Origin of the sequence: Buttiauxella noackiae ATCC 51607, from assembly GCF_001654865.1 — a bacterium.
Lineage (GTDB): Bacteria > Pseudomonadota > Gammaproteobacteria > Enterobacterales > Enterobacteriaceae > Buttiauxella > Buttiauxella noackiae.
The window spans coordinates 155,420-167,601 of the sequence record NZ_LXEO01000008.1; the positions used below are offsets into that span (position 1 = coordinate 155,420).

Here is a 12,182-nt window from a genome sequence, read left to right on the forward strand (position 1 = left end):
TCTTATTCCCTACACAATGGTTAGCACTTAGTGCTTATCACCACCGCGCAGATAAATTACCCAGTACGTCAACCCAACCAGTAAACCACCACCGATGATGTTCCCGATTGTCACGGGGATTAAGTTATCAGTGATGAAGTTCAACACGGTCAAGTGTGTGAAATTGTCCGGAGACGACCCAACTGCGGTCCAGAATTCCGGGCTTGCAAAGTTGCGTACTACGATACCCATAGGGATCATGAACATGTTTGCGATACTGTGCTCAAAACCACTAGCGACAAACATGGCGACCGGGAGGATCATAGCAAACATCTTGTCCATCAAACTGCGACCTGAGTAGCTCATCCAGACAGCCAGACAGACCATCAGGTTAGCCAAAATACCCAGGCACACAGCTTCAATAAAGGTGTGGTGCATTTTATGGTCTGCAGTTTGTAGCACATTCAGACCCCACGCACCGTTTGCTGTCATATACATACCTGATAGCCAAATCAGCACCACAAAGAGCAGTGCGCCAACCAGGTTGCCAACGTAGACGTTGATCCAGTTTTTGGCTAGCTGACCCCAGGTGATACGTCCACTGGCTTTAGCAACAACGATTAACACTGTAGAAGTGAAAAGGTCTGCACCGCAGATGACACACAGGATAAGCCCTAAGGAGAAGCATGTACCGCCAATCAATTTTGCAATACCAAACGGAATTGTTGCGGTACCGGTGGTAGCCGTGATGTAAAAGACAAAGGCAATCGAGATGAACATACCCGCAGTTATCGCTAAATAAAACGTGGTTAGCGGGTGTTTTGTTGCTTTATAGACGCCAGCATCTTCGGCAACTTTCGCCATAGCAGCTGGGAGCAATAGATCAAAAGGGTTGTCAGCTTTCACACTAACTCTCTCTTATTTAATTCGGCGACGAGATACTAACAAAGCATTATAGAGTAAAATTTGATATGGATCATATCTCGCCAAGCTTATAGGCCTGAAAAAAGCAGGTGTTTACCTAATTTTCAGTTCAACTTATTGATTATTGTGATAAAAATAAAGTTTAAATTTTATAATGTAATTTGATATTTAACCTCGAAGCTTTTCTGTTTGATTAATTAGAATGGAGTATTTCAATAATTTGGCAACAGTATTTGTAATTTAATTTAATAATATTTCACCAATATTTAACCATTGAGTCACAAGTGAAATTATTACGCGGCCAATAAAAACACGGGGCAATAAAAATCGCCCCGTAATATAGCGTAAACATTATGGTTTACGCACCTTTGAGTTTCTTTTTGTTACTTTATTTCCAGAACGCAACCTTTGCGCGTTGCAATTTTTCATATGCGTTCAATAGCGCCTGATGTGCAGGGAAGGCTTTCAAATCGCTATCTACAGCTTGTAGCCCATAGAATGCAGCTTCTCCACTCAGGGCTGCACTTGCGGCTTCAACCGTTTCTGCGCCGTACATGCGTACGAAGGCATTCAGGTATTGCAATGGCTGGCGGTCTTCTTCCATTGCCAGCAGCAGTAACGTTTGCAGGCAACGGTAATAGTTAGCACGCTCGGCGCTGAAAATAGACGCATTGAACTCCATCGTCCATTCAGTCCAGATCAGCGCCTGCTCGGTATCACCGCCAGCCAGAGCCAGCATGGCTTTCAATTCACCAATACGCAGCGTGTACCAACCGTTATCTTTACCTGTGGCAAGACCCAGCAATTCACGTACACGAGTGAAGTCATCGTGGCCTTCTTCATCTAACTGAGAAATCAGGTCCAGATAATCTTGCTTCTCCCACTCGCTACCTGGCAGAGCCAGAATTGTATCGCGCAGGTGATAGCCCATATTGTTGTTTGCGAGTAGCAGGTCTTCCGCCGGATAAATATCGGACATGCCTGGAACGATGATGCGGCAAGCGTAAACATCCAGATGCTGGTAGTCAGCGATGTAGACTTCCTGGTCTTCTGCATCAAAGATTGCCATCAACGTGGCGAACTCTTCTTCTGTTGTGCCGGAGAAGCTCCAGTCAACAAATGGATAGTCAGCATCTTGCTTGAACATATCCCAGGAGATCAGGCCGCTGGAGTCGATAAAGTGAGTTTCGAGATTGGCATGCTCTGCCACTTCTTCGTCGTCAAAAGTTGGTGGAGTGAAGACATCCAGATCTTTCAGGCCACGGCCTTGCAGTAGTTCTGTCACGGTACGTTCCAGCGCAACGCCAAAATCAGGGTGCGCACCAAACGAAGCGAAGCAGGTGCCATTTGCCGGGTTGAACAACACCACGCAGATAACCGGATATTTACCGCCTAATGAACCGTCATACGCGAAGATTGGGAAACCTTCAGCTTCAAGCGTTGCAATTGACTCAACCACGCCCGGATACCGAGCCAGCACTTCCTGTGGGATTTCTGGCAGGCTGATGCTTTCTGCGATAATGCGATTTTTAATGTGACGTTCGAAGACTTCTGAGAGCGCTTGTACGCGAGCTTCGTTCGCGGTGTTCCCTGCGGACATCCCATTTGAAACGTACAGATTGCCGATGATGTTCATCGGGATATATACGGTTTCTTGATCGGACTGGCGGGTGAATGGCAGCGCACAGATACCGCGTTCTTCATTACCTGATTGCAGGTCGATAAGCATACCTGCGGTGACTTCGTTTTCAGGGTCGTAAAACGCGCGCAGACGTGAGTCCAGAATGCCTTCCGGCAATTGCTCATCTTCTGGGATTGGGAACCATTTCTCGTTTGGATAATGCACAAACGGGCCATTAGCGATGGTTTTGCCCAACCAGAAATCAGCAAAGAAATAGTTGGTCGACAGACGTTCGAAATATTCACCCAGCGCTGAAGCTAAAGCGGCTTTTTTAGTTGCGCCTTTACCATTGGTAAAGCACAGCGCGCTGTCTTTATCACGGATATGTACGGACCAGACGTTCGGTACAGGGTTTAACCAGGAGGCTTCTTCTATATTAAAGCCAAGATCGGCGAGTTTGGTCTGAAAGCGAGCGATGGAATCTTCCAGAGCGGCATCTTTGCCAGGAATAAAGGTTTGAGTCATGAGGTTTCACTTTTGTCGTACGCAAAGCGCGCAATGATACGGGTTTTAGCAGACTGACGCCATCGTCAGCAGCACGCAGGCGGCCTTAGCATAACAGTCTATGCTTACTGTCAGTAACCTACTGTTATGGCGGTATAAATGAAGACCTTTGATCTCCAGCGGATGGCGCTAGACAAAGTCCCTTTAGATTTTCTGTGGGAAGTGGCTTTTCGTAGCCTTTACACCTTTGTACTCGTGTTCTTGTTTTTAAAGATAACCGGGCGGCGTGGCGTAAGGCAGATGTCGTTGTTTGAAGTGTTGATAATTCTGACTCTTGGCTCAGCGGCAGGTGATGTGGCGTTTTATGACGATGTGCCGATGCTGCCTGTCTTCGTCGTATTTATGACGCTCGCTTGCTTATATCGTTTGGCGATGTGGTTGATGAGCCACAGTGAAAAACTCGAAAATCTGATGGAAGGAAAACCTGCGGTAATAATAGAAGAAGGTGAGTTTGCCTGGGAAAAAATGCAGGCTCAAAACATGACCGAATTTGAGTTCTTCATGGAACTACGCCTGCATGGTGTAGAACATTTGGGGCAGGTTCGGCTGGCAATATTAGAAACCAACGGGCAGATTAGCGTCTATTACTTCCCCGATGATTTGGTCAGGCCGGGTTTATCTATATTGCCTGAGTATTGTAGCGAGCGTTTCGAGGTGGTTCCGCAGGATGGGGATTACGCCTGCATTCGATGTAGTGAAGTGCTGACGTTAAACGCGGGAACAAAAATTATTTGTCCACGCTGTAAACATCATCAATGGGTCAAAGCCAGCACGGCAACACGAGTCACCTGACGGGTGGTTATCGGGTGTTTAATTCAGCGACTGGTTGATTATGTTGTGTGATTTTGCGCACATTACCAAGCCATGTCTGATTAACCGTTGCAGCCTCTGCATCTGAGTGATAAAACCGATAGCGTGATAAAACTTATTGCTCTAAGCGTGGTGAGGGGAAATGGCTCAGGTATACAATTTTAGTTCCGGCCCGGCAATGCTGCCGGCTGAAGTGCTTCGTCGTGCGCAACTTGAACTTTGCGACTGGCAAGGTTTAGGCACCTCCGTAATGGAGATTAGCCACCGTGGTAAAGAGTTTATTGAGGTCGCTGAAGAAGCTGAAAAAGATTTTCGTGATCTGCTGCAAATCCCCTCAAACTACAAAGTATTGTTCTGTCACGGCGGTGGTCGCGGCCAATTTGCTGGTGTACCGTTAAACCTGCTGGGCGACAAAACTACCGCTGATTATGTTGATGGTGGTTACTGGGCGAGCAGCGCAGTAAAAGAAGCGCATAAATACTGCACTCCGAATGTTATTGATGCCAAAGTCACCATCGATGGCCTGCGTGCCATCAAACCGATGAGCGAGTGGCAGGTTTCTGAAAATAGTGCCTACTTGCATTACTGCCCGAACGAAACTATTGACGGTATCGCGACTCATGAAACGCCAGATTTCGGTGATAAAGTTGTGGTTGCTGACTACTCATCCTCTATTTTGTCGCACCCGATGGATATCAGCCGGTTTGGTGTTGTTTACGCTGGTGCGCAGAAAAACATCGGCCCTGCGGGTTTGACGTTGGTTATTGTGCGTGAAGATTTGCTCGGCAAGGCGCATAAAGCGTGCCCGTCAATTCTTGACTACACCGTGCTTAACGAAAATGACTCCATGTTTAACACCCCGCCAACGTTCGCATGGTACCTTTCCGGCCTGGTCTTCAAATGGCTGAAAGAGCAGGGCGGCGTTGAAGTAATGGACAAAATCAACAAAGCAAAAGCTGAGTTGTTATATGGTGTTATTGATAAAAGCGACTTCTACCGTAACGATGTGGCTGCGGCTAACCGTTCACGTATGAATGTGCCGTTCCAGTTAGCTGACAGTGCCCTTGATAAAGTGTTCCTGGAAGAGTCGTTTGCCGCAGGTCTGCATGCACTGAAGGGCCACCGCGTAGTGGGTGGAATGCGCGCATCCATCTACAATGCGATGCCGCTTGAAGGTGTACAAGCGTTAACCAACTTTATGGTCGACTTCGAACGTCGCCACGGTTAATCGCTGTTCGTTGTTATTCTCCCCGCGACCTGTTTCGCGGGGTTTTTATTCTGTTTGAGTTGAGAGTATTTTCCCCATGCTGGAATCCCTGACGTTACAACCCATCGCCCTTGTCGACGGCACGATTAATCTTCCTGGTTCAAAAAGTGTCTCTAACAGAGCTCTTTTGCTGGCTGCGCTGGCTAATGGCACCACCGAACTGACTAATTTGCTGGATAGCGACGATGTGCGTCATATGCTTAACGCGCTGAAAGCACTTGGCGTGAGCTATACGCTCTCTACTGACCGCACACGTTGCGAAGTGACTGGTATGGGTGGCCCACTGCAAGCGTCAGGCGAGCTGGAATTGTTCTTAGGGAATGCGGGTACGGCGATGCGCCCACTGGCAGCTGCACTGTGTCTGGGCAGCAACAATATCGTGTTGACGGGCGAACCGCGCATGAAAGAACGCCCAATTGGCCATCTGGTTGATGCATTACGCCAGGGTGGCGCTCAGATCGAATATCTGGAGCAGGAAAATTACCCACCGCTACGTTTGCGTGGTGGCTTTAGCGGCGGCCAGGTTTCGGTTGATGGTAGTGTTTCCAGCCAGTTTCTGACGGCGCTTTTAATGACTGCGCCACTGGCGGCAAATGACACCGAAATCACTATAAAAGGTGAGCTGGTATCAAAGCCGTATATCGATATTACCTTACACCTGATGAAAACATTTGGCGTTGACGTCGAAAATCGTGATTACCGCAGCTTTGTTATTCGTGGCGGCCAGCAGTACACCTCACCGGGTGCTTATCTGGTAGAAGGCGATGCATCTTCCGCTTCTTACTTCCTGGCAGCTGGTGCAATCAAAGGCGGCACGGTAAAAGTCACGGGTATTGGTCGCAACAGCGTACAAGGCGATATCCGCTTTGCTGATGTGCTGGAAAAAATGGGTGCAAAAATTACCTGGGGCGATGATTTCATCTCTTGCGAACGCGGGGAACTTAACGCCATTGATATGGATATGAACCATATTCCGGATGCTGCGATGACCATTGCGACAGCGGCCTTGTTCGCTAAAGGCACCACGACACTGCGCAATATCTATAACTGGCGTGTGAAAGAGACTGACCGCCTGAGCGCGATGGCAACAGAATTACGTAAAGTTGGAGCCGTGGTGGAAGAGGGGGAAGATTACATTTCCGTGACTCCGCCAGCTCAGCTACAGGTTGCTGAAATCGGCACCTATAACGACCACCGTATGGCGATGTGTTTTTCGCTAGTGGCGTTGTCCGACACACCTGTAACTATCCTTGACCCTAAATGTACCGCGAAAACTTTCCCGGACTATTTCGAGCAGTTAGCACGTATTAGCACCCCGGCTTAATAGATGAATATCAGCTCCGACCACACAATGTGGCGGAGCTGATTTCAACAAATTTTCCCTTCTGATATCACATCATCTGTATCTATTGCTGCTGTTTTTCCAGGCTTTTTAACGTAAGTTGCGCAATTCTTCTACACTCAGCCTCATTAACTACGATAATTGGCAGGAAAGGTAACGGTCAGTAATCTGGCGGCGTATAATATGCGGCGTTGATATTTTAGGTCCGCAATTCCAGCGAGAGGAGAGTACGATGACGGCACCCGCCCCGGTAATAACGATTGATGGCCCAAGCGGCGCAGGTAAAGGTACGCTGTGTAAGGCCATGGCGGAAGCATTGCAATGGCATCTACTTGATTCTGGTGCAATTTATCGAGTTCTTGCTTTAGCGGCCCTGCATCACCAGGTTGATGTGACTTCTGAAGATGCGCTGGTTCCACTGGCTGCACATCTGGATGTGCGCTTTGTCGCGAGTAATGGCAATCTGGAAGTTATCCTTGAGGGTGAGGATGTCAGCGCGGAGATTCGTACTCAGGATGTCGCCAATGCAGCGTCTCAAGTCGCCGCTTTTCCTCGTGTACGAGAAGCGTTATTACGCCGCCAGCGCGCGTTCAGAGAGGCCCCTGGCCTGATTGCTGATGGCCGTGATATGGGAACCGTCGTTTTCCCTGACGCGCCGGTAAAAATCTTCCTTGATGCCTCATCTGAAGAGCGCGCTCACAGGCGTATGCTGCAGTTGCAGGAAAAGGGCTTTAGTGTTAACTTTGAGCGCCTTTTGGCAGAAATTAAAGAACGTGATGATCGTGACCGTAACCGTGCAGTAGCACCGTTAGTGCCAGCCGCAGATGCGTTGGTGCTGGATTCAACCAGCATGTCCATTGACGAAGTCATCAAACAAGCGCTGACCTATGCGCAGAAGATTTTAACACCAGCACAATAGTCAATATTGTGCTGGTGTCTGTTTTGTCATATTTGTCATGATATTGCCATAATGGTATCCTGACATATCGGGTAAGTTTCTTACCCCTGTAACCTAAACCCTGTCGGCATGGAGCCAATGGCGGGGTATGTGAAACAACCCCATTCGGCGGGATGCTAAATGGACGTTAAACAAAAGAACCTTGAAGATTAACAACATGACTGAATCTTTCGCTCAACTCTTTGAAGAATCCCTGAAAACAATCGAAACCCGTCCGGGTTCCATCGTTCGTGGCGTAGTAGTTGCTATCGACAAAGATATCGTACTGGTTGACGCTGGTCTGAAATCTGAGTCTGCAATTCCTGTAGAGCAGTTCAAAAATGCTGCTGGCGAACTGGAAATCCAGGTTGGTGACGAAGTTGATGTTGCTCTGGACGCTGTTGAAGATGGCTTTGGCGAAACTCTGCTGTCCCGTGAAAAAGCTAAGCGTCACGAAGCTTGGATCACGCTGGAAAAAGCTTACGAAGAAGCTGAAACTGTGGTCGGTATCATCAACGGCAAAGTTAAGGGTGGCTTCACTGTAGAGCTGAACGGTATTCGTGCGTTCCTGCCTGGTTCACTGGTAGATGTTCGTCCGGTACGTGACACTCTGCACCTGGAAGGCAAAGAGCTTGAGTTCAAAGTCATCAAGCTGGACCAGAAGCGTAACAACGTTGTTGTTTCTCGTCGTGCAGTTATCGAATCCGAAAACAGCGCAGAACGTGATCAACTGCTGGAAAACCTGCAAGAAGGCATGGAAGTTAAAGGTATCGTTAAGAACCTCACTGACTACGGTGCATTCGTTGATCTGGGCGGCGTTGACGGCCTGCTGCACATCACTGATATGGCATGGAAACGCGTTAAGCATCCAAGCGAAATCGTGAATGTTGGCGATGAAATTACCGTTAAAGTACTGAAGTTCGACCGTGAGCGTACTCGTGTGTCTCTGGGTCTGAAACAACTGGGCGAAGATCCATGGGTCGCAATCGCTAAGCGTTATCCAGAAGGTACCAAACTGACTGGTCGCGTGACTAACCTGACTGATTACGGCTGCTTCGTAGAAATCGAAGAAGGCGTTGAAGGTCTGGTTCACGTTTCCGAAATGGATTGGACCAACAAAAACATCCACCCATCCAAAGTTGTTAACGTTGGTGATGTAGTGGAAGTTATGGTTCTGGATATCGACGAAGAACGTCGTCGTATCTCCCTGGGTCTGAAGCAGTGCAAATCTAACCCATGGCAGCTGTTCGCTGAAACCCACAACAAGGGCGACCGCGTTGAAGGTAAAATCAAGTCTATCACTGACTTCGGTATCTTCATCGGCCTGGACGGTGGCATCGACGGCCTGGTTCACCTGTCTGATATCTCCTGGAACGTTGCAGGCGAAGAAGCAGTTCGTGAATATAAGAAAGGCGACGAAATCGCGGCTGTGGTTCTGCAAGTTGACGCAGAACGTGAGCGTATCTCCCTGGGTGTTAAACAACTCGCAGAAGATCCGTTCAACAACTACGTTGCACTGAACAAGAAAGGTACTATCGTTACTGGTAAAGTAACAGCAGTTGACGCGAAAGGTGCTACAGTTGAATTAGCAGATGGCGTAGAAGGCTACCTGCGTGCTTCTGAAGCTTCCCGTGACCGCGTTGAAGATGCAACTCTGGTTCTGAGCGTAGGCGACGACGTTGAAGCTAAATTCACCGGCGTTGACCGTAAAAACCGTGTTGTAAGCCTGTCTGTTCGTGCTAAGGACGAAGCTGACGAGAAAGATGCAATCGCTACTGTTAACAACAAACAGGAAGATGCACCGAACTTCTCTAACGCAATGGCTGAAGCATTCAAAGCAGCTAAAGGCGAGTAATCGCCCGAGCACTAAATCAGGGCGGCTACGGCCGCCCTTGTTCGATTGATAGCTGTAAGTTAATTTTCCTGAAAGGAAACCGGAGGAATCATGACCAAGTCAGAATTGATAGAAAGACTTGCAACTCAGCAATCTCACATCCCGGCGAAAGCTGTAGAAGATGCAGTTAAAGAGATGCTGGAGCATATGGCCTCTACTCTCGCCCAAGGTGAGCGTATAGAAATCCGGGGTTTCGGCAGTTTTTCCTTACACTATCGCGCACCTCGCACCGGACGTAACCCTAAAACTGGCGACAAAGTGGATCTGGAAGGCAAATACGTTCCACACTTTAAACCAGGTAAAGAATTACGTGACCGCGCCAACATTTACGGCAATTAAATCTTCGGATTTGATTCTTAAGAGCGGCACCTTCGGGTGCCGTTTTTTTATGTCTGAAATTTATATTTCCGAGTCTCCTCGCAAAAATATTAAGCCCATTTTCAAATCGCATAAAATCTGTGGAAACCTTCTCGTGAAATCAATAAACCCAGGCTGACGCAAATGCCAGGATACCTCAGACTGCCTGCAACAAGGAGGCGCTGTGAGGAATCTTATCGGGCTATGTTGTAGTGCAATTATTGGTACTCTACCTCTGCTGTGGTTGCCCGTTATTCCAGGGTTGCGAGCCATTGCAATATTGTTCATGGCTGCATTGGGTGTCGCACTCATTCGTCACCCATTGGCACGTTATCTCGCATTGAGCATGCTTTGTTGTAGCTGGGCATTATTTTCTGCGAGAGAAATCTTGATCCCCGTTGAGGGATGGACGGGTAAACCTGTTGTGGTCGAAGCCGTCATTAATCGTAGTGATGGCAAGCAAGATCATGAAATGCAGATAGTTTCGATGGCTGGGAGAATTGTTTTCCCAGCTTTAGGTATCAGGAGTCAGAGTAGTTATTTACCAGATAGTGTCTGTGCTGGGCAACGCTGGCGCATGAAAGTCTATCTTCGCCCTGTGCATGGGCAACTCAACGAAGGAGGCTTCGATAGTCAGCGTTATGCTCTTGCACAGCACCAACCATTAAGTGCACGTATTATTTCAGCCCAGCGCATTACGCAGCGGTGTAGCTTACGTGCCCAGTGGTTATCTGTCGTTGAAACTGCAACCCAGGCGTTACCCTATCAAGGAGTTATTCTTGCACTGGCGTTTGGTGAACGTTATGGGGTGAGTGACGAGCAAAAAAATATGCTGCGCCAAAGTGGAACAGCACATCTGATGGCTATTTCTGGGATGCATATTTCACTGGCAGCGATGATTGGCTGGTTAATGGGTCGTTTACTGCAATTGGCTTTTCCAGCCCACAGAATTTATTTCCGAATGCCGTTATTCGCAAGTGTACTTGCTGCTGGGATTTACACCTGGCTTGCAGGAGGAAATCCTCCGGCAGTGAGAGCATTGATTGGCGTTGTTATATGGCTATTTTTGCGATTACAGGGCCGGAATTGGTCGGGTTGGGAAGTCTGGCTTTGTTGCATTACCTGTATCCTTATTTATGATCCTTTGACCGTTTTATCTGACAGTTTCTGGTTATCGGTACTGGCTGTTGCGGCACTTATTTTCTGGTATCAGTGGATGCCGCTTCCTCGATATATTGCAACTGCGAAATGGTTTTATCGGTACCCATTAGCGCTAATACATCTGCAAATTGGCATTATGATTTTGTTGTTGCCACTACAAGTTTTAATCTTTCATGGCATCAGCGTTAGCGCCTTGCTTGCGAACTTATTGGCGGTCCCGCTCATTTCGTTTGTTGTGGTTCCTCTAATATTGGTAGCACTCGTTTTTACGTCGACTCCGTGGCTCGGAGAATATATCTGGTGGAGTGTTGACCGTTCGCTGACTCTTCTTTTTACCGCACTATCTTTATTGCCCGATGGTTGGCTAGAGGTCGATAAGCGTTTTCAGGCTCTTAGCTTGAGTGGTTGGCTCGCTGTCATTATCCATCGTTTATCCCTGTGGCGTAGTTCATGTCTATCGGTAATTGTTCTGATGTTGTCTTTGTCCACCCCAGTAATACGGGCTGAGAAGAAAGACAACTCATGGCAAGTGAATATGCTGGATATTGGGCATGGATTGGCGATTGCTATTGTCCGCCATGGGAAAGTCTTTCTGTATGATGCAGGAAATGCCTGGCCTGGCGGCGATGCTGCTCAACAAGTGATCATCCCCTGGCTGCGCTGGCACCATTTATCTCTCGAACAAGCAATTATTAGCCATGAGCATCTGGATCACCGTGGCGGTTTGCTTAGTTTGCAACGTGAATGGCCAACACTAAAAATTCGCAGCCCATTGCTCTGGGAAGGGCATCATTCTTGTTTTCAAGGGGATCGTTGGCAATGGCAGGGTTTGGAATTTACCGTGAAGTGGCCTCCCGCACAGCCTCTGATGAAAGGTAATAACGGCTCATGCGTTGTGATGGTCAGTGACGGTAACGTTCGTATTTTATTAACCGGAGATGTGGAAGCTGAAGCGGAATTAGCTATGCTGAAGGGGCGATGGGGAACCTTACATGCTGATATTATTCAAGTCCCTCATCACGGCAGCCGGACATCTTCGAGTGCACCTTTGTTGCGTGCTGTCGCTGGAAGTGCTGCATTTTCTTCTTCATCGCGCTATAACGCCTGGCATTTGCCCTCCGCAAAAGTAGTTCAACGCTACCAGTTGCAGGGGTACAAATGGTATGACACAGCGCAATCGGGCCAACTCACTATCGATATAAATAGTGATAAATGGCAAATCAATAGCTTCAGAGCACAAATTTCACCCCGTTGGTATCATCAGTGGTTTGGTGTATCCCGGGATAATGGGTAGAATATGCGGCTATTTCATCAAATGCTGGTTCG

9 protein-coding genes are annotated in these 12,182 nt (G+C 48.0%); 7 read left to right on the forward strand and 2 right to left on the reverse strand.

Annotated elements, in window-relative coordinates:
- Window positions 1-27: 27 nt before the first annotated feature.
- Together focA and ycaO are read right to left on the reverse strand one after the other, a co-directional pair.
- On the reverse strand, window positions 28-885 hold the full coding sequence (gene focA / locus M979_RS03035; RefSeq protein WP_034456378.1) for a formate transporter FocA: 858 nt from the start codon (window positions 883-885) through the stop codon (window positions 28-30).
- 406 nt (window positions 886-1,291) lie between these two features.
- Entirely contained in the window at window positions 1,292-3,049 is a 1,758-nt protein-coding gene (ycaO, locus tag M979_RS03040; RefSeq protein ID WP_064553660.1) for a 30S ribosomal protein S12 methylthiotransferase accessory factor YcaO, read from the reverse strand.
- A gap of 138 nt (window positions 3,050-3,187) precedes the next feature.
- Between ycaO and M979_RS03045 the strand changes: the two genes are divergently transcribed.
- The 7 genes from M979_RS03045 (at window position 3,188) to M979_RS03075 (ending at window position 12,150) form a co-directional block, all read left to right on the forward strand.
- Window positions 3,188-3,880: a DUF421 domain-containing protein gene (locus M979_RS03045; RefSeq protein ID WP_064553662.1), complete on the forward strand. Its 693-nt coding sequence runs from the start codon at window positions 3,188-3,190 to the stop codon at window positions 3,878-3,880.
- Window positions 3,881-4,040: 160 nt separating this feature from the next.
- On the forward strand, window positions 4,041-5,126 hold the full coding sequence (gene serC, locus M979_RS03050; RefSeq protein ID WP_034456372.1) for a 3-phosphoserine/phosphohydroxythreonine transaminase: 1,086 nt from the start codon (window positions 4,041-4,043) through the stop codon (window positions 5,124-5,126).
- Between the two features lie 79 nt (window positions 5,127-5,205).
- Window positions 5,206-6,489, forward strand: coding sequence for a 3-phosphoshikimate 1-carboxyvinyltransferase (gene aroA, locus M979_RS03055; protein WP_064553775.1), 1,284 nt, complete (start codon window positions 5,206-5,208; stop codon window positions 6,487-6,489).
- Between the two features lie 250 nt (window positions 6,490-6,739).
- Window positions 6,740-7,426, forward strand: a complete 687-nt coding sequence (gene cmk / locus M979_RS03060; RefSeq protein ID WP_034456370.1) for a (d)CMP kinase — start codon at window positions 6,740-6,742, stop codon at window positions 7,424-7,426.
- A 181-nt stretch (window positions 7,427-7,607) separates the two neighbouring features.
- Window positions 7,608-9,299 (forward strand): 30S ribosomal protein S1, encoded by a 1,692-nt coding sequence (gene rpsA / locus M979_RS03065; RefSeq protein WP_277813396.1) that lies wholly within the window; start codon window positions 7,608-7,610, stop codon window positions 9,297-9,299.
- Between the two features lie 90 nt (window positions 9,300-9,389).
- Entirely contained in the window at window positions 9,390-9,677 is a 288-nt protein-coding gene (gene ihfB / locus M979_RS03070; RefSeq protein ID WP_034456367.1) for an integration host factor subunit beta, read from the forward strand.
- Window positions 9,678-9,879: 202 nt separating this feature from the next.
- Entirely contained in the window at window positions 9,880-12,150 is a 2,271-nt protein-coding gene (locus tag M979_RS03075) for a ComEC family protein (protein WP_064553664.1), read from the forward strand.
- The last annotated feature ends 32 nt before the right edge of the window (window positions 12,151-12,182 follow it).

Coding starts and splice junctions, on each gene's coding strand:
- serC (WP_034456372.1), top strand. CDS start 4,041: ATGGCTCAGGTATACAATTTTAGTTCCGGCCCGGCAATGCTGCCGGCT.
- ihfB (WP_034456367.1), top strand. CDS start 9,390: ATGACCAAGTCAGAATTGATAGAAAGACTTGCAACTCAGCAATCTCAC.
- ycaO (WP_064553660.1), bottom strand. CDS start 3,049: ATGACTCAAACCTTTATTCCTGGCAAAGATGCCGCTCTGGAAGATTCC.
- cmk (WP_034456370.1), top strand. CDS start 6,740: ATGACGGCACCCGCCCCGGTAATAACGATTGATGGCCCAAGCGGCGCA.
- M979_RS03045 (WP_064553662.1), top strand. CDS start 3,188: ATGAAGACCTTTGATCTCCAGCGGATGGCGCTAGACAAAGTCCCTTTA.